Below are 17,455 nucleotides of genomic sequence, written 5' to 3'. Positions count from 1 at the left end.
ACCCACTCACCCATCGCCACACAACGAGTCTGGTCCTGCCGCTCACGCGGCAGGACCAGAACCCAACATCTTCATCAGCCTTCTAGGGCGCATATTGGGCCTCAGCGGCGTCGTACGGCCACGAAACGGACCGGGGTTCCGGGCACCGCCTGGGCGGCGGCCGGGAGGTCCGTCGGGCGGACGACCGCGATCACCGGGTAGCCGCCGGTGGTCGGATGGTCGGCGAGGAAGACCACGGGACGGCCGTCCGGGGGGACCTGGACGGCGCCCAACACCATGCCCTCGCTGGGGAGTTCACCGGTCAGGGCCCGCTCCAGGGCGGGACCTTCGGTGCGCAGCCCGATGCGGTTGCTCGCCGAGGACACCTGGTAGACGCGTGACGTGAAGGCCCTTACAGCCTCCGGGGTGAACCAGTCGTCGCGGGGTCCGAGCGTCACCCGGAGGACGAGTTCGACCGGGGGGCGCGGCTGCGGGGCGACGTCCACGCGCGCGTGGAGGTGTGTTGGGGACCCCAGCGGCAGTATGGCGCCGTTCGTGAGCGGCGCCGGACCGAGTCCGGACAGCAGGTCCGTGGAGCGGCTGCCGAGCACCGGCTCGACGGCGACGCCGCCGGCGATGGCGACGTAGGCGCGTACTCCGGAGAAGGCTGTTCCGATGTCCAGGAGCGCCCCGCCGGGCACCCGCACGGGCGCTCCCCAGGCGACGGGCCGTCCGTCCACCGTGACCGGGCAGGGCGCGCCGCCGACCGCCACGAGGATCGTTGAACGAGGCCGTACGGCGCACCCGTTGAGGGTCGTCTCCAGGACGGCCGCCTCGGGCGGATTGCCGACCAGCCGGTTGACGAGCGCCGCCGCGGGCCCGTCGAGCGCCCCGGAACGAGGCACCCCCAGGTGCGCGTGTCCGGGCCGTCCCAGGTCCTGAACGGTGGTCAGGGCCCCGGCCCGTACGACGGTGAGCGCGCGGTCCGTCATACGTCCGCCACCGGGACGAAGCGCACGAGTGTGCCCGGCGACAGCAGCGCGGCCGGCATACGCGTGTGGTCCCACAGGACCGCGTCCGTCGTGCCGATCAGCTGCCAACCACCGGGCGAGGTACGGGGATACACGCCCGTGTACGGGCCCGCCAGGCCCACGGCACCGGCGTGGACGGCCGTGCGCGGGGTGGCCCGGCGCGGGACGTCGTAGCGGGCCGGGAGACCCGTGAGATAGCCGAAGCCGGGGGCGAAGCCGCAGAAGGCGACGCGGAACTCGGTGGCCGCGTGGATGCGGCCCACCTCCTCCTCGGGGACACCCCACAGGGCGGCGACGTCGGCGAGGTCCGGGCCGTCGTAGCGCACCGGGAGTTCGACCACCTCACCCGCGCGCGGGGGCGCGGGAGGTACCTCGGAGTCGGCCAGTTCGGAGGCCAGGCGGGCCGGGTCGGCGAGGCCGTCCAGGAGGACCGTGCGGGCGGCGGGGACGATCTCGCGGACGGTGAGGAGGCCCTCCGCGCGGCGGCGCAGCAGCTCCGCGTGGACGGCCTCGGCCTCCTCCCCGGAGGCGACCTCGACGAGCAGTGCGTCGTCACCGACATGCAGGGTCCTCATGCGAAGGCCTCCACCTGGACACCCGACTCCAGGAGCCGTTCGCGGACCCTGCGGGCCAGTTCGACCGCGCCGGGCGTGTCCCCGTGCAGGCACAGGGAGCGGGCCCGCACCTCGATGCGCACCCCGGAGAGCGCCTCGACCGTCCCGGAGCGGGCCAGGCTCAGCGAGCGCTCCACGACCACCTCGGGGTCGGTGACCACCGCGCCGTCCCGGCCGCGCGGCACGAGCGTGCCCTCGTCGGTGTAGGCGCGGTCCGCGAACGCCTCCGTGACGGCCGGCAGGCCCGCCTTGGCCGCCAGGTCGAGCACGACCGAGCCGGGCAGCCCGAGCACCGGCAGCGAGCCGCCGGCCAGGAGCACGCCCTCGATCACCGCGGCGGCCTGCTCCGGGTCGTGCACGACCCGGTTGTAGAGCGCGCCGTGCGGCTTGACGTAGGACACGCGCGTGCCCGCCGCCCGGGCGAACACCTCCAAGGCGCCGATCTGGTACGCCACTTCGGCCGCCAGCTCGGCGGACGGCACCTCCATCGCGCGCCGCCCGAAGCCCGCCAGGTCCCGGTAGGACACCTGAGCGCCGACCCGTACCCCGCGCTCGGCCGCCAGCTCGCACACCCGCCGCATGGTGACCGGGTCCCCGGCGTGGAAACCGCAGGCCACGTTGGCGCTGGTGACGACGGACAACAGCTGTTCGTCGTCGGTGAGATGCCAGCGGCCGAAGCCCTCGCCGAGGTCGGCGTTCAGATCGATCATCATCTCTCCTGGTCAGGCGACGCGGTACTGCTCGTCGCGGGCATCGGTGACGAACATCTGGCCCGGCGCGTGGGTGATGGCGAACGGCGGGCGGGACGCCATCACCGCGGCCTGCGGGGTCACTCCGCAGGCCCAGAACACAGGGATGTCGTCCGGCGCGGCGTCCACCGGATCGCCGAAGTCCGGGCGGCCGAGGTCGGCGATGCCGAGCCCTGAGGGATCGCCGCAGTGTACGGGGCTGCCGTGCACCGCCGGGAGCAGCGCGGTCTCCCGGATCGCCGTCGCCAGATGCTCCGGGGGCACCGGGCGCATCGACACGACCATCGGGCCGTGCAGCCGCCCCGCCGGGCGGCACGGGCGGCTGGTCACGTACATCGGGACGTTGCGCCCCTGCTCGATGTGCCGGATCGGAACGCCCGCCTCGCTCAGCGACCACTCGAAGGTGAAGCTGCAGCCGATCAGGAACGACACCAGGTCCTCGCGCCAGTACGCCCGCACGTCCGTCGGCTCGTCCGCCAACTCGCCGTCCCGCCACACCCGGTAGCGCGGGAGATCGGTGCGCAGGTCCGCGCCCTCGGCCAGAACGGTCTCCCAGGAGCCGGCGTCCGTGACGTCGAGCACCGGACACGGCTTCGGGTTGCGCTGGCAGAACAGCAGCATGTCGTACGCCCAGTCGGCGGGCACCGAGATCAGGTTGACCTGGGTGTGCCCCGCCGCGACCCCGGCCGTCGGACCCGTCAGCCCGGCCCGGAAGCGCGCCCGGGCCGAACGCGGGCTCCACGCGTGCGCGTGCTCGTCGACGAGGGTCAGGGGACGGTCCTCCGTGCGGTTCACGCCAGTTCCTTTCCGCGGGTCTCCGGCAGTCCCAGGAGCGCCAGTGCCGCGATGCCGTAACCGATGGCCCCGAAGACGAGCGCTCCGCCCACACCCCAACTGTCGGCCAGGAAGCCCACCAGCGTCGGGAAGACGGCGCCGACCGCGCGGCCGGTGTTGTACGTGAAGCCCTGTCCGGTGCCGCGCAGCGCGGTCGGGTACAGCTCGCTCAGGTACGAGCCGAAGCCGCTGAAGATCGCCGACATGCAGAACCCGAGCGGGAAACCGAGCACCAGGAGAAGGGCGTTGGCGCCGTTGGGGATGTGTGTGTACACCAGGATGCAGATCGCCGAGAGCAGGGCGAAGAGCCAGATGTTGCGCCTGCGCCCCAGCACGTCGGTGAGATAGCCGCCGGTCAGGTACCCCAGGAAGGCACCGGAGATCAGGAAGGTCAGATAGCCGCCGGTGCCGACGACCGACAGGCCGCGCTCGGTCTTGAGGTACGTGGGCACCCAGGTGGCGAGGGTGTAGTAGCCGCCCTGGACGCCGGTGGAGAGCAGGCCCGCGAAGACCGTCGTGCGCAGCAGGCCCGGCGTATCGGCCGTGCCCGGCTTGAAGATCGCCGCGAACGAGCCCTTCTGGGCGTTCTGTTCGCGCACGGCGGTCGCCTCGGGAGCGTCGTGCACCCGGCGCCGCACCCAGAGCACCAGCAGCGCGGGCAGCGCGCCGGTCCAGAACATCACCCGCCAGGCCAGGTCGTCGCCGAGGAACGAGAAGACCAGCGTGTAGACGACTGCCGCCAGCGCCCAGCCCACCGCCCAGGAGCTCTGGACCACGCCGAGGGTGCGGCCGCGGTGCTTGGCGCTCGCGTACTCGGCGACCAGGATCGCGCCGACCGCCCACTCGCCGCCGAAACCGAGGCCCTGGAGGGCACGGAACACCAGCAGGGTCTCGTAGTTGGGCGCGAAGCCGCAGGCCACGGTGAAGACGGCGTAGGTGATCACGGTGATCATCAGGGCCTTGACGCGGCCGACCCGGTCGGCGAAGACGCCCGCCAGGGCGCCCCCGACCGCGGAGACGACCAGGGTGACCGTGGTGAACAGGCCGGTCTGGCCGCTGTCCAGGCCGAAGTACGCGGCCAGCGCGACCATGCTCAGCGGCAGCGTGAAGTAGTCGTAGGAGTCCAGCGCGTAGCCGCCGAACGCACCGGCGAAGGCGCGGCGGCCGTTCGGACCGAGCGCGCGCAGCCAGGCCAACGCACCGTCGTCGGCGGTCAGTTCGTCCGTGTCGGGCTGCGTTCCGGTGTTCAGGGCCTGGGGTGGAGGGGTCGTGCTCATGTGCACCTCGCAGAGGGAGGACGAAGGGTGCTGGGACTGAGCAGTGCCGTGCGGGAGGCGTCGGCGCCGGGGTGAGCGGGTGATGCCATGGAAAGTAAAGTAGAGGATCGTTGAACGATCCTTCAAGAGGCATGTTGTTTCGTTCTTGTATCTGCGGTTGAATTCCGGGCATGGCAGATCAGCTGGCGGGACTCGCCGACGACCGCGCCCTCCTGGGCCGCACGAGCACCGCCGAACGTGTCTCGGACATCCTCAGAAGCCGCATCGCCGAGGGCTATTTCCCGCCGGGCACCCGGCTCTCGGAGGACAGCATCGGCGGCGCGCTCGGTGTGTCGCGCAACACACTCCGTGAGGCGTTCCGGCTGCTCACCCATGAGCGCCTGCTCGTCCACGAGTTGAACCGGGGCGTCTTCGTCCGGGTCCTGAGCGTCGAGGACGTCGAGGACATCTACCGCACCCGCCGCCTCGTCGAGTGCGCCGTCGTACGAGGACTGGGCGAGCCGCCGTACGCCCTCGAACAGCTCGCCGCGGCCGTGACCGAGGGGCAGTTGGCGTCCGTCGAGGATGACTGGAAAGGAGTGGGTACGGCCAATATCCACTTCCACCGGGAACTGGTCGCCCTCGCCGGCAGCGTCCGCACTGACGAGCTGATGCGCAGCGTCTTCGCCGAACTCCGGCTCGCCTTCCACCTCGTGGACGACCCCAGGGCGCTCCACGAGCCGTACCTCCAGCGCAACCGCCTGATCCTCCAGGCTCTCCAGGCGGGCGACGCCGCCGAGGCCGAGAGACTGCTCGCGGTCTACCTCGACAACTCGCTCGAACGGGTCGTCGACGCGTACCGGCAGCGGGTCGGCGAGAACGGTACGGCCCTCGGCTGACGAGGGCGCGGCGCCTGTCGGACCCCCGCACGGTGTCCGACGGACCCCCGCACACGGCTGTGGCGGTAGTCGCTTCTGCGTCGTTTGGGTCGTTGTCAGACCGAGGACCTAGTCTGTGCAGCGTGACTTCGCCTGCATCGACGGACAGCGTTCCGCCCCAGTTCGGCGCGGGGCCGCGCCCCGCCCCGGGCCCGGCCGCCGACGAGGGACTGGCGCGGCGACTGCGCGCGCTCGCCTGCACCGCGCCGCTGCACGACCTCGACGCGCGCAAGGCCAATCTCGCGGGCGAGTACTCGGTGTACGGCATGGCGGAAGTGGCCCTCGCCGCCATCGACCTGGTCACTCTCAACATGGACTTCGACACGGGCGCCGACCACGACCAGATAGTGGCCAGGCTCATCCCGCGCATCGCCGCCCAAGCCCCGCAGCGCCCCGTGACCGAGCACGAGCGCGTGGCCCGCTGGGTCCTGGAGAACCTGATCAACGTCGGCAGCGTCGACCGCGGCTTCCGCACGGTCTACGGCACGTTCGCCCAGGACGGCACCTATGTGCGCCGCGACTACGACTTCAAACTGATCGAGGAGGTCCCCGGCTACGGCGGCAGCGTCTACCTCCGTACGACGGACGAGGCCGTCAACGTCCTCGTGGGCGCCCTCGACACCGACGTCACCAGCGCGCAGATCGCCGCCGAGGTCAAGCTGGAGGTGCTGATCAGCCGCGGCAGGCTGGCCGACGCACAGCTCGCCGCCGAGCAGGCCCGCTACCGGACCGTGCAGTACTCGGAGACTCTGCGCCGCGCGCTGGACGCCACGCGGCGCAACGTCCGCGCGGTGGACTGGCTCAACGCCGTGCCCGACATGATCGCCGAGGCCCTCGACCACGTGGCCGACCGCTACCGCCACGAGAACGCGATCCTCACCAACATCCGCAAGGCCCGCGACGAGTCCGAGGACCCCGAACAGAAGCGCCGTGCCGCCGAGTTGGTCGACATCGTCAAGGACTGCATCCGACGGCACACACAACTCCAGTCGCGCCTCCTGGAGGCCGGGCCGCTGTTCCGTGCGGAGCAGGACCGGCAGGCCTTCGCCACGCCCATGACGACGTCGGGGATAGACCTCTACGGTCATCTCGTCTCGCCCGTGCTGCCGCTGCCCCTGGAGCAGGCGATCCGGGTCACCGACGCGTTCTTCGCGCGCGGGACCGGGCTGCGCACGCCGGTGTCCGTCCGGGTGGGCGACCTTGTCGACATACTGCTGACGCCGCCGCAGGAGCGGGAGCACCTCGGTGCGGAGATGCCGGAGCCGGATCTCATCGCGACGCCGGATGACAGTCGGTTCAGCGAGGAGCAGTTGGCGGCGGCGATGGAGTTGCTCGATCTGCCGGCGGACGCACCTCGGAGGTTGTCGGGGTTGCTCGCCGATGCGCGGCGGCAGGATCCCGAACTGCCTTATCTGGTCGCCCTGTTGGCTGTGCATGCGGCCAGTCCGCCGGTCGGCACGGCTTATCGGCAGGGGGAGCCGAAGCTGTTGTTCGCCGTGGACGACGGGGTCGAGCTGGATGATCCCGAGTTCGGTGGGGCCGATCTCATCGTGGGGATGGCCTTGTTGGACGCGGCGGGGATGGCGGCGGGCAGGACGGAGGCGGCGTAAGGCATGAACGACGACGACGTGAACCACCGTTACGTGAACGACCGCCACATGAAGCACCTCAGCAAGGAGTCCCAACCGTGAGCGAGCACGTCGAATGGAGTGAGCCGGAGGCCGCCGCCGCGCCGGTGACCGCCGTCATCACGCCCGCCGACGCCGCCGACGCCGCTCGGCTTGTTGCCTTTGGGCTGCAGCCCAAGTTGCAGCCCGCGCGGGACCAGGAATACGCCGAGCTGCTGCGCCGGTACCGCGAGGACCCGCCCTTCGCCCGGCTCGCCGACGCCGTGGCCGCCGGGCTCGGGCTTGTCGTGCTGGAGGTGTCCCCGCGCGCGGGGATGGCCGTGACCGCCGCCGAGGACTCGGTGTTCGCCGTCCGTATGGGCGACTACGCGCGGCGCACGGCCGCCGACTCCGGGGACCGCTTCCTGCACGGGCTCGCACATCTCTGCGTCGCCGCGATGGCGTTTCCGCGCCCCGAGGACCTGGCCGACGACGGCTACATCGGGCGCGTCACGGTCAACGGGGTCGACGCCTTCGTACGGCAGGCCTGCCGGCGTCTGGAGGAGCGGGCCGACGAGCAGGGCATGAACACCGACCCGGCCACCGACGCGCCCGGCCTGGAGGCCGCCTGGCGGATCTGGGTCAGACGCAGCTCGACCGGAGCCACCAAGGACGCCCGCAGACTCGCCGGTTCGACCACCGGCATCGTCGGCAAGGCCGCCGCGTTCCTCACCGACTCCGGCTTCCTCCAGCGCACGGGCGACGACAACGGCGGTACGTACCGCACGACCGCCCGCTATCAGCTCCAGGTGCGTGACATGGCCGGCAGCGCCGCCATGGCCGAGCTGCTGGAGCTGGGCGTCGTCCCGGTCACCGACGGCACCGCGAGCCTGCTGCCCGCCGAGGACACCGAGGACCTGGAGCTGGTGGCCGACGCGGGGCTGCCGTTCCACTCCTGATCCCCAGCCCTCCCCGAAGACCTACGAACCCCCCACACCTGCCGAAGACTTACGACGAGAGTCCGCCATGTACGAGCTGTCCCGGGTCCGCCTCTACTCCATCGGGCCCGCCGGTGCGCGCTACGCCGACACCGTGCTTGACCTGCGAGGCGTGGGCAAGCCCGTGCCCGACCCCGCCCCCACCCAGGCGGAGTTCTTCGAGGACGAGCCCGTCGGTCCGCCGCGCCGCCCCGCGCCCGCCGGTGTGCTCTTCCTGGAGAACGGCGGCGGCAAGTCCGTCCTGCTCAAGCTGATCTTCTCGGTGATGCTGCCCGGTCACCGCAACACACTCGGCGGCGCCAGCTCCGGTGTGCTGCGCAAGTTCCTCCTCGCGGACGACTGCGGGCATGTGGCCCTGGAGTGGCAGCACACGCTGACCGGCGAGTGCGTGGTCGTCGGCAAGGTCAGCGAGTGGCGGGGGCGGCAGGTCTCCAACGACCCGCGGAAGTTCGCCGAGGCCTGGTACTCGTTCCGGCCCGGCCCGGGACTCAGCCTGGACAACCTCCCCGTCGCCGAGGCCACTTCCGTACGGCCGCCCGTGGAGGGCGCGTCCGGCGCGCAGGGCCGTCGGCGCACCATGAAGGGCTTCCGGGACGCCATCACCGAGGCCGGCAAGGCGTATCCGCACCTCGAAGTGCACTGGGAGGAGATCCACGACCGCTGGATCGAGCACCTGGGCGACCTGGGTCTCGACCCCGAACTCTTCCGCTACCAGCGGGAGATGAACGCCGACGAAGGTGAGGCGGCCGGCCTCTTCGCGGTCAAGAAGGACTCCGACTTCACCGACCTGCTGCTCCGCGCGGTCACCGACACCCGGGACACCGACGGGCTCGCCGACCTGGTCGGCGGCTTCGGCAACAAGCTGGGGCGGCGCGCCGAACTGATCGCCGAACGGGACTTCACGGCCGGGTCCGTGGACCTGCTCGGCAGGATCGTCGAGGCCGCCGAGGGACGGGCACGCGCGCGGGACATCCACGCCGGCGCCGAGCGTCGTACCCGCACCCTGGCTCGGCGGTTGTCCGCGCGGGGCGCGCAGGAGCGGGTGCGGGCCGCCGACCTCGCCCAGCGGGTCACCGCCGCCGCGTACGCCGTCACGCACTCCGAGGGAGCGCGCGAGCGCAGCGCGCTGATCGCCGCCGAACTGGCCTACCGACACGCCTCGTTGGCACTCGCCACGACGGAGAAGTCCGCCGCCGCGCAGAAGCGCGAACTCGCCGACGCCCGCACCCTGCACTCCGCCTGGCAGGCCGCCGAGGCCGTCCTGCGTCACCGTGCCGCCGCCGACCGCTCCGCGCGCGTGGCCGTCGCCATCCGCGAGGCCGAGCGGGACGCCGCACCCGCGCTGGCCGCCCGCGCCAAGGCCGCTGTCGATCTCGTACGGGCCCTGCACGAGGCCGCGGAGAACGCCGAGAACCTCGCCAACGAGGGCGAGGAGCGCTCCGCCGCCCTCCAGGAGGTCGGCGAGACCTCGCACCGGGACGCGACCTCCGCCGCCACCGAGGCACAGCGCGCCCGCAGCGAGATCGGGCATCTGCGCCAGCGCCTGTCCGAGGTCGAGCAGGAGACCGCCGAGGCGGTACGCGCGGGCTGGCTCGACGACAGCGCCCCCGACGCCGACCCGGCGCGCGCGGCCCTCGCCGCGAGCGACGCCGAGAAGAGCGCCGTGGCCGCCTGGGACACCGCGCGCGAGGCGTCCCGCCGGGCGTCCGAGCACGCCCGCGAGGCCGCTTCGGCGGAGTCCCGCGCGGAGCTGACGGCGGCCCGCGCGTCCGACGCCGCGACCGCCGCCGAGCGGACCTACGACGCGGAACGGCGCCTCGCGGAGGGACTGGCGGGGGAGGAGCGGCTCGCGGAACTGCTGAGCCTGCCTGGTGCTGGTGCTGGTGCTGGTGCTGGTAGCGCTAGTGGTGCCGGTGGTGTGCCGGTGCCGCGTGGGGCCAACGAGGTTGCGGCGAGCGGCAGTTCCACCACCGACACCGCCCCCGCCACCCACTCCGGCAGCACCAACCCCGCCCGCCCCCTCGCCGAAGGCCCCCTCACCCCCGAGGAACTCGACCGCTTCGCCGACGAGTTGCGTGAACTGCTCGACGACGGGGTCGCCTCCAGCGAGCGGCAGCTCTTCGACCTGCGTACCGCCGCCGCCGACGACTCCCGGATCCTCGGGGCGCTCGGTGACGGCGGGCTGCTGCCGCCAGGCCCGGACGTGCTGGCCACCGTCGAGTACCTGGGCGAGCACGGCATCCCGGCGCTGCCCGGCTGGCGCTACCTCGCCCAGGCCGTCGACCCCGTCGACCACGCGCGCGTGCTGGCCGCCCGGCCCGAGCTGGTCGACGGGGTGATCATCACCGACCCGGACACGCACGCCCGTGCCCGCGAGGCCCTCAACGACGCGGCCCTGCTGCCCCGGTCCGCCGTGGCGGTCGGCACGGCCGCCGCCCTGCTCGCCCCCACTCCGGCGGCCGACGCACAGAACAGCGACGTATTCCTCGTCCCGCCGAACCCCGCCATGCACGACGAGCACGCCGCCGACGAGGAGCGGCAGGCGCTGCGCGCGCGGGCCACCGAGCGGGACGAGGAGATCCGCACGCTCGCCGCACGGCTCGGCAAGGATCGTGAGCTGGCCGCGCGGCTCGCGTCCTGGCGCACCGGCTGTCCGAGCGGGCGGCTGGTCGAACTGGCGCAGTCCGCGCGGGACACGCGCGCGTTCGCCGAGGAGGCCGGGGCCGAGCTCGCCGAGGCCCGGACCCTGCGGGCCGAGGCCGACGAAGCCGCCGCCGAGGCCGCCCAGGCGCGCGACGAGCGACAGGAGACCGCGCAGAAGGCCAGGCGAGCCGCCGACGCTCTCGCCGGACTCGCCTTCCGGCTGCGGGAACGCGCCGGCTGGCAGGTCAAGCTGCGCGAACTCGCCGACGAGGCAACCGAGTCGGAGGCCCGCGCCCAGTCCTGCCTGGAGCGTGCCCGCGCCGCCGACGAGGACCGCCGCGCCGCCCAGCGCGCCGCCGACGACGCCCGCCGTACGGCCCGTGCGCTGCGCGCCGAGCGCTCCGAGATCGCCGGCGCCCCCGACGACGTACCGGCAGACGGCCCCGACGCTCCGAAGCCGTCGCTGCCCGCCCTGCGCGAGGCCTATCGCGCCGCTTCCCAGCTCTACGAGAAGGTCGGCGTCGGCGCCGACCTGCGGGCCGAGCAGGCGCGGGCGGAGAGCGACGAGAGCGCGGCGATCGCCGAGTTGGACCGGCTCAGCAACAAGGTCCGCACCCGCGCGGCCCAGCTGCTGCAGTCACCCGACGGCTCCGACGGGCCGTCCCGGCAAGCCGCCGCGGCGCGCGCCGAGGAGCTGGTGCAGCTCCTGGAGACCCGGGTGTCGAACGCGAGCGAGCAGCTCGGGCGGCTGCGCGGCGAGGCCGAACGGCATGCGCCCGAGGACGGTGAGGCGCACACCGAGCTGGCTGAGGAGCTGGTCCCGCGCGACGCCGAGCACGCCCAGGCCCTGCTGCGCACCGCCACGGCCGAACTCGCCTCCCGCACCGACGCGTTGGGCCAGGCCCGCGAGGCGCACGCCGAACTCCTCGACGCCCACCGCGCCGCCGAGGACGGGGCCGGCGGCTTCGACGAGACCGCCGCGATGCTACGGGACCTGCTGCGCGAGCACTCCTCGGACGAGGAACAGGAGGAGCCCGAGCCGTACCCCGGCAGCCTGGAGGAGGCCCGGCACTCCGCCGCCGAGGCCCGTCGCTCGCTGCGCGGCTGTGCCGCCGACCTGTCCGCCGCCGAGGGCGCCGTACGGGAAGCGAGCGATGTGCTGGTGCGGCATGCCAACTCCACGCGGTACGAGCAGGTGCGGACCCCCGCGCGGCAGCAGATCCGTGAGCTGCCGGCGTCCTCCCTGCCCGAGCACGCGCAGAAGTGGGCCGATGCCTTCGCGCCCCGACTCCGGGTCCTCACCGACGAGTTGGCGCAATTGGAACGCAACCGCGACTCGATCGTGGACCGGCTGCGCGGGCTCGTCGAGTCGGCGCTCGCCACCCTGCGGTCCGCGCAGCGGCTCTCCAGGCTCCCGGAGGGGCTCGGCGAGTGGTCCGGGCAGGAGTTCCTGCGCATCCGCTTCGAGGAGCCCGACCAGGCCACCCTGACCGAGCGGCTCGGCGAGGTCGTAGACGAGGCCACCCGGGCCGCCGTGAAGAAGAACTCCGACATGCGGCGCGACGGAATGTCCCTGCTGCTGCGGGGAGTCGGTGCCGCCCTGGAGCCCAAGGGTGTCGCCGTAGAGATCCTCAAGCCGGACGCCGTACTGCGTGCGGAGCGGGTGCCCGTCGGGCAGATGGGTGACGTCTTCTCAGGCGGTCAGCTGCTCACCGCGGCCATCGCCCTGTACTGCACGATGGCCGCGCTGCGCTCGAACGACCGGGGCCGCGACAAGCACCGGCACGCCGGCACGCTCTTCCTCGACAACCCGATCGGGCGGGCCAACGCCACCTATCTGCTGGAGCTGCAGCGCGCCGTGTCCGACGCGCTGGGTGTCCAACTCCTGTACACCACCGGCCTGTTCGACACGACGGCACTGGCCGAGTTCCCGCTGGTCATCCGGCTGCGCAACGACGCCGACCTCCGGGCGGGCCTCAAGTACATCAGCGTGGAGGAACATCTCCGGCCGGGACTGCCGCAGCAGGCCCCCGCCGGAGAAGGGGAGTCGGTGCACAGCGAGATCACGGCGACCCGGATGTTCAAGCGACCGGCGCCGACCGCCCCGTAGAAGAACGCCCTCCGTGGGCGGACCTCAGGTGTGGGACTGGGACAGCTGTCCGGCGCCGCCCTTGCGGGCTATCCGCTCCTGAGCCCGCCGGGTGGCCTTCGCCTGTCGCTGGGCCCGACGCCGCTCACGGCGGAGGGCCCGTGCCGTGCTGCTGGGCTCCGAGACGACGCCGTTGCGCTGGTTCCACATCTGGCGGGTCACCCAGACGTCGAGGGCGCCCCAGGTGGCCACCACCGTGCTTACCACGCTGCTGATCACCATCGGGAACGCCAGCCAGGACCCGGCCATCGTGCACAGGAAGGCCACCGTCGCCTGGATCAGCGTCACGGCGATGATGAGCACCGCCCGCACCGCCGCCGTACGCACCGGGTCGGGCAGCCGGCGCCGACGCGCGGGCTCCTCGATCCACAACGGCCTGTAGTACTCCTGCTGTTCGGCTTTCGCGCGGGCCGTACGCGGCCTCTCGAACCCTGCCGCCTTCGGTGCGCCCGAGCGCGCCGGAGCCTCGCCGTCCCCTGTCGACCGCGCCGCCACGCCGTCCTCAAGCGCCTCTTGCCGCTCCGCCGTGCCCATCAACGTGTCCTCCCCACCGCCGGTACACCACTCGCTCCCGAGTCCGAAGACTCCGGCTCCCCAGTGGGTGCCCGGCCTGCCCTGTTTTACGCCGCCCGGATGCGGATGCGGCTCCTGTGGCCGGTTCCGCACCCATATCCCGTAGAGAAAGACGAACAACATCCCACGAAGATTCCCAAGGAACGAAAATTTCCAGCCAACTGGCCAAGCGGGTCGATCCGGTCAGGTCCGGCGAACGTCGCGGAATCAGGGCGGCAATCTCCCGTAATGCCCTGACACCTCCCCATGTCCGGTCCCTGGTGCGGAAGTTCACGCTCCGGACAGCTCTTCGAGTTACCTGTGTGTCAGTAGTAGGCTCGCGCCGTTTGTTGACGCACATGTGTACCCCCGGCCGGCGGGGGTCCAGCTGGGGGAGGCCATGCGCTTTCGCGGGAAGTCCATCCGCCGGAAGATCGTGGCGCTCCTTCTCGTGCCGCTCGTGTCCCTGACCGCGATCTGGGCGTTCGCCACGGTCCTCACCGGCCGTGCGGCCGGAGACCTGTTCAACGTGTCGTCGGTCGTCGAGAAGATCGGCTACCCCACCGAGGACACGGTCCGCGTCATCCAGCAGGAACGGCGCCAGTCGCTCGTCTACCTCGCCGACCCGCGCGCCGCCGACGGCCTCACCGACCTGAGGCGCAGCCGCACTGCGACCGACGAAGCCGTCGCCAAGATCCGCAAGAACGCCCGGAATCCGGACGTCCGCGACGCGATGGGCCAGACCACCGACAGCCGCGTCTCCGCCGTCCTCGACGCCTTCGACGGCCTGGAGTCCCTGCGGCGCAGCGTCGAGGACGGCACCGTGAGCCGCGCCCAGGCCCTCGATCTCTACAACCGCCTGATCGACCCCTGCTATGTGCTGCTGACCAACCTCCACGTCGTCGACAACGTGGAGATGGACAAGCAGTACCGCGCCCTCGTCAACCTCGCACGCGCGCGTGAACTCCTCTCCCGTGAGGACGCGTTGCTCGGCTCCTCACTGATCGTCGGCAAACTCACCCGGGACGAGACCCGCGCGGTCTCCGACCTGGTGGCCCAGCGCACCCTGATGTACGACGTCAACCTGCCGCTGCTGCCCTCCTCGGAGCGCGACCACTTCGACCGCTTCTGGAAGAACGCGGCCAGCGCCCCACTGCGTGTGGCCGAACAGGCCGCCGCCTCCTCCGAGTCCGGCGAGCCCCGCAACGTCACCGCGCAGACCTGGAACACCGCGGCCGGTGCCGTGCTGGACAAGCTGGGCACCCTCGACGACCAGGCCAACGACCGCTATCAGGACCGCGTCCGCCCCGTCGCGATGAACGTCATCGTCAAGGCGGCCGTCGCAGGCGTCCTCGGCCTGATCGCCCTCCTCCTCTCGCTGTTCCTGTCCGTGCGCATCGGCCGCGGCCTCATCCGTGACCTGCGCCAACTCCGCCTGGACGCCCACGAGGCGTCCGGTGTCCGGCTGCCCAGCGTGATGCGCCGCCTGTCGGTCGGCGAAGTCGTCGACGTGGAGACCGAGGTCCCGCGCCTGGAGTACGACCGCAACGAGATCGGCGAGGTCGGCCAGGCCCTCAACACCCTTCAGCGCGCCGCCGTCGAAGCCGCCGTCAAACAAGCCGAGTTGCGCTCCGGCGTCTCCGAGGTCTTCGTCAACCTCGCCCGGCGCAGCCAGGTTCTGCTGCACAAGCAGCTCACCCTGCTCGACACCATGGAGCGCAGGACCGAGGACACCGACGAACTCGCCGACCTGTTCCGCCTCGACCACCTGACGACCCGTATGCGCCGCCACGCCGAGGGTCTGGTGATCCTCTCCGGGGCCGCCCCGTCCCGGCAGTGGCGCAAGCCGGTCCAGCTCATGGACATCGTCCGCGCGGCCGTCGCCGAGGTCGAGGACTACGAGCGCATCGAGGTCCGCCGGCTGCCGCGCATCGCCGTCACCGGCCCCGCCGTCGCCGACCTCACCCACCTGGTGGCCGAACTCCTGGAGAACGCCACGGTGTTCTCCCCGCCGCACACCGCCGTCCAGGTCCTGGGGGAGCGGGTCGCCAACGGCTTCACCCTGGAGATCCACGACCGCGGTCTCGGCATGGCGGCCGACGCACTCCTGGACGCCAACCTCCGGCTCGCCGAGACCCCCGAGTTCGAACTCTCCGACACCGACCGGCTCGGCCTGTTCGTGGTCAGCCGGCTCGCCCAGCGGCAGAACGTCCGCGTCTCGCTCCAGCCCTCCCCGTACGGCGGCACGACCGCCGTCGTGTTCATCCCCGACGCCCTGCTGAGCGACGAGGTCCCGGACACCAACGGCATCGGCTTCCGCCTCGACCGGCCCCAGCCGACGAAGGAGGCCGAGTTCGAGGAGAGCCACCGCTCCGCGCTCTCCCAGGCGCCCGTCAAGCTTCCCGGCCTGCCGGCCGCCCTCCTCGACGGGCCGGTCGAACTGGAGGCCCCGGTCGACCTGGACGCCCTCGCCGGCTTCCCGAACGCCCTCGACGAGGACGGCGAGCGCGGCGAGGTCTTCCGCCCGCGCCGCCCGGGCCTCCGGGACGACCTCGCCCCTGTCCGCCCCGTGGACCCGCGCCTGCCGGTCTCCGAGGCCCACGACGGACCGCGCGGGGACGCGGACGCCCACCGGAACGAACCGCTCCCGCTGCCCCGGCGCCGGACACCCAAGCTCGTGAGTTCCCATGGGCGCCCGGTCGTCGAACAGCGCTCACGGCGGGACCCGGGGGATTCCTCGGACGGCGGCCTCGACGGCGTCTCCGCGGCCCCGGGCGGAGTCGACCCGGAGGGCCCACCGCTCCCGGCCCGGCGGCGCGGAGACACTCCGCTACGGCGCCGTACCGACGTGCCCGGTGGGCGCGCCGAGGCCTCCCCGGGGCGCGGACTCGGCGCACCGTCCGAGACCCCTGCCCTGCCCAGACGCACCCGGCGCGCCGAGATCGCGTCCAGCGTTCCCGACTCCGACACCTCGCCGGGGGGAACCGGGCCCGACGTCGGAGCGTTGCCCAGACGTGTGCGCCAGGCCAACCTGGCCCCGCAGCTGAAGAAGGACCCCGAACGGCGCACCACGAGCCCGGCGGAGGTCGTGGAGCGCGACGCCGACGAGGTGCGCAGCCGCATGGCCTCGCTCCAGCGCGGCTGGCAGCGCGGCCGCGAGGAGAACGCCGAGGGCGACGACGCCCAAGGCGGCACAGCACAAGGAACTAAGGGGGACGGTCGATGACCGCACCAAAGGCGACCGGCCACGACACGACCGACCAGCGCGGGCTGAACTGGCTCCTCGACGACCTCGTCGAGCGCGTCGCCAGCATCCGCAAGGCGATCGTGCTCTCCGGCGACGGTCTGCCCACCGGCGTGTCCCAGGATCTGACCCGCGAGGACAGCGAACACCTGGCCGCCGTGGCCTCCGGTTTCCACAGCCTCGCCAAGGGCGTCGGCCGGCACTTCGAGGCGGGCAGCGTGCGGCAGACCGTCGTGGAGCTCGACGAGGCCTTCCTGTTCGTGACCGCCGCCGGTGACGGCAGCTGCCTCGCCGTCCTCGCGGACGCGGACTCGGACGTCGGACAGGTCGCCTACGAGATGACACTGCTGGTGAAGCGGGTCGGCGTTCATCTCGGCGCCGCCCCGCGCACCGATCTGTCCTCCGGCGGGTAGTGAAGTGACATGAGCAGAGACGGTCAGGGAAGAGGCCACTGGTTCGACGACGAGGCCGGACCGGTCGTCCGTCCGTACGCGATGACGCGCGGCCGTACCACCAGTGCGGCACAGCACCGCCTCGACCTGATCGCGGTGGTGGTCGCGGAGTCCCGGGCGGACGAATTCGAAGCGGACCAGGCGCTCTCCCCGGAGCACGTGGACATCGTCGGTCTGTGCCGTGACGCCCCGCAGTCGGTCGCCGAACTCGCCGCCGAACTCGACCTGCCCATCGGCGTGATACGGGTCCTCATCGGAGACCTCGTGGACGAGGAACTCGTCCATGTCTCACGGCCCGTGCCCCCGGCCGAACTGGTCGACGAGAGTATTCTCCGCGACGTCATCAGCGGCCTCCGGGCACTGTGACCGGCGCGGAACCCGACCCGCCCCCCCCATCAAGCAGGAGAAG

Annotated in this window: 13 protein-coding genes; 7 read left to right on the top strand and 6 right to left on the bottom strand. The window is 72.3% G+C overall.

Features of this window, described 5'->3' with window-relative positions:
- Positions 1-101 precede the first annotated feature (101 nt).
- From ACFXC1_RS49980 to ACFXC1_RS49960, 5 genes are read right to left on the bottom strand one after another with little or no spacing between them, the layout of a single operon-like run.
- A complete protein-coding gene (locus tag ACFXC1_RS49980; RefSeq protein WP_381256828.1) occupies positions 102-971 on the bottom strand; it encodes a 5-oxoprolinase subunit C family protein in 870 nt (289 codons plus the stop codon).
- The gene (locus tag ACFXC1_RS49975; protein ID WP_381256825.1) at positions 968-1,585 is read right to left on the bottom strand and encodes a 5-oxoprolinase subunit B family protein; all 618 of its coding nucleotides are present in this window, start codon (positions 1,583-1,585) and stop codon (positions 968-970) included. The genes ACFXC1_RS49980 and ACFXC1_RS49975 overlap by 4 nt, the downstream gene beginning before the upstream one ends.
- A complete protein-coding gene (locus tag ACFXC1_RS49970; protein ID WP_381256822.1) occupies positions 1,582-2,334 on the bottom strand; it encodes a LamB/YcsF family protein in 753 nt (250 codons plus the stop codon). Before ACFXC1_RS49970 ends, ACFXC1_RS49975 begins: the two co-directional genes overlap by 4 nt.
- 12 nt (positions 2,335-2,346) lie before the next feature.
- The gene (locus ACFXC1_RS49965) at positions 2,347-3,168 is read right to left on the bottom strand and encodes a putative hydro-lyase (protein WP_381256819.1); all 822 of its coding nucleotides are present in this window, start codon (positions 3,166-3,168) and stop codon (positions 2,347-2,349) included.
- Positions 3,165-4,484, bottom strand: a complete 1,320-nt coding sequence (locus ACFXC1_RS49960) for an MFS transporter (protein ID WP_381256816.1) — start codon at positions 4,482-4,484, stop codon at positions 3,165-3,167. The genes ACFXC1_RS49965 and ACFXC1_RS49960 overlap by 4 nt, the downstream gene beginning before the upstream one ends.
- A gap of 170 nt (positions 4,485-4,654) precedes the next feature.
- Here ACFXC1_RS49960 and ACFXC1_RS49955 point away from each other — a divergent pair, with 170 nt between their 5' ends.
- From ACFXC1_RS49955 to ACFXC1_RS49940, 4 genes are all read left to right on the top strand, one after another.
- Positions 4,655-5,362 (top strand): GntR family transcriptional regulator, encoded by a 708-nt coding sequence (locus tag ACFXC1_RS49955; RefSeq protein ID WP_381256814.1) that lies wholly within the window; start codon positions 4,655-4,657, stop codon positions 5,360-5,362.
- A 122-nt stretch (positions 5,363-5,484) separates the two neighbouring features.
- On the top strand, positions 5,485-7,011 hold the full coding sequence (locus tag ACFXC1_RS49950) for a hypothetical protein (RefSeq protein ID WP_381256811.1): 1,527 nt from the start codon (positions 5,485-5,487) through the stop codon (positions 7,009-7,011).
- A gap of 77 nt (positions 7,012-7,088) precedes the next feature.
- Complete coding sequence (locus ACFXC1_RS49945; protein ID WP_381256808.1) at positions 7,089-7,967, top strand: hypothetical protein; 879 nt, start codon at positions 7,089-7,091, stop codon at positions 7,965-7,967.
- A 67-nt stretch (positions 7,968-8,034) separates the two neighbouring features.
- Complete coding sequence (locus ACFXC1_RS49940; RefSeq protein ID WP_381256806.1) at positions 8,035-12,759, top strand: hypothetical protein; 4,725 nt, start codon at positions 8,035-8,037, stop codon at positions 12,757-12,759.
- A 24-nt stretch (positions 12,760-12,783) separates the two neighbouring features.
- Here the strand turns inward: ACFXC1_RS49940 and ACFXC1_RS49935 are convergent, their stop codons facing one another.
- On the bottom strand, positions 12,784-13,332 hold the full coding sequence (locus tag ACFXC1_RS49935; RefSeq protein WP_381256804.1) for a hypothetical protein: 549 nt from the start codon (positions 13,330-13,332) through the stop codon (positions 12,784-12,786).
- A 418-nt stretch (positions 13,333-13,750) separates the two neighbouring features.
- Here ACFXC1_RS49935 and ACFXC1_RS49930 point away from each other — a divergent pair, with 418 nt between their 5' ends.
- The 3 genes from ACFXC1_RS49930 to ACFXC1_RS49920 are packed head-to-tail and all read left to right on the top strand — an operon-like array spanning position 13,751 to position 17,412.
- Positions 13,751-16,576 carry a sensor histidine kinase gene (locus ACFXC1_RS49930; RefSeq protein WP_381256802.1) on the top strand — a complete coding sequence of 942 codons (2,826 nt, stop codon included), beginning with the start codon at positions 13,751-13,753 and terminating at the stop codon, positions 16,574-16,576.
- On the top strand, positions 16,573-17,007 hold the full coding sequence (locus ACFXC1_RS49925) for a roadblock/LC7 domain-containing protein (RefSeq protein WP_093624343.1): 435 nt from the start codon (positions 16,573-16,575) through the stop codon (positions 17,005-17,007). Before ACFXC1_RS49930 ends, ACFXC1_RS49925 begins: the two co-directional genes overlap by 4 nt.
- 9 nt (positions 17,008-17,016) lie before the next feature.
- Complete coding sequence (locus ACFXC1_RS49920; protein WP_262062379.1) at positions 17,017-17,412, top strand: DUF742 domain-containing protein; 396 nt, start codon at positions 17,017-17,019, stop codon at positions 17,410-17,412.
- Positions 17,413-17,455 lie beyond the last annotated feature (43 nt).

The sequence above is a fragment of the Streptomyces hokutonensis genome, from assembly GCF_042751305.1.
Classification (GTDB): Bacteria; Actinomycetota; Actinomycetes; order Streptomycetales; family Streptomycetaceae; genus Streptomyces; species Streptomyces hokutonensis_A.
Note: the sequence above shows the minus strand (reverse complement) of the source record. Positions and strands in the feature narration are given on the sequence as shown.

Excerpts from the sequence above, each read along its gene's own strand:
- ACFXC1_RS49980 (WP_381256828.1), bottom strand. The coding sequence starts at position 971 with ATGACGGACCGCGCGCTCACCGTCGTACGGGCCGGGGCCCTGACCACC.
- ACFXC1_RS49975 (WP_381256825.1), bottom strand. The coding sequence starts at position 1,585 with ATGAGGACCCTGCATGTCGGTGACGACGCACTGCTCGTCGAGGTCGCC.
- ACFXC1_RS49970 (WP_381256822.1), bottom strand. The coding sequence starts at position 2,334 with ATGATCGATCTGAACGCCGACCTCGGCGAGGGCTTCGGCCGCTGGCAT.
- ACFXC1_RS49960 (WP_381256816.1), bottom strand. The coding sequence starts at position 4,484 with ATGAGCACGACCCCTCCACCCCAGGCCCTGAACACCGGAACGCAGCCC.
- ACFXC1_RS49955 (WP_381256814.1), top strand. The coding sequence starts at position 4,655 with ATGGCAGATCAGCTGGCGGGACTCGCCGACGACCGCGCCCTCCTGGGC.
- ACFXC1_RS49940 (WP_381256806.1), top strand. The coding sequence starts at position 8,035 with ATGTACGAGCTGTCCCGGGTCCGCCTCTACTCCATCGGGCCCGCCGGT.
- ACFXC1_RS49935 (WP_381256804.1), bottom strand. The coding sequence starts at position 13,332 with ATGGGCACGGCGGAGCGGCAAGAGGCGCTTGAGGACGGCGTGGCGGCG.
- ACFXC1_RS49930 (WP_381256802.1), top strand. The coding sequence starts at position 13,751 with ATGCGCTTTCGCGGGAAGTCCATCCGCCGGAAGATCGTGGCGCTCCTT.
- ACFXC1_RS49925 (WP_093624343.1), top strand. The coding sequence starts at position 16,573 with ATGACCGCACCAAAGGCGACCGGCCACGACACGACCGACCAGCGCGGG.
- ACFXC1_RS49920 (WP_262062379.1), top strand. The coding sequence starts at position 17,017 with ATGAGCAGAGACGGTCAGGGAAGAGGCCACTGGTTCGACGACGAGGCC.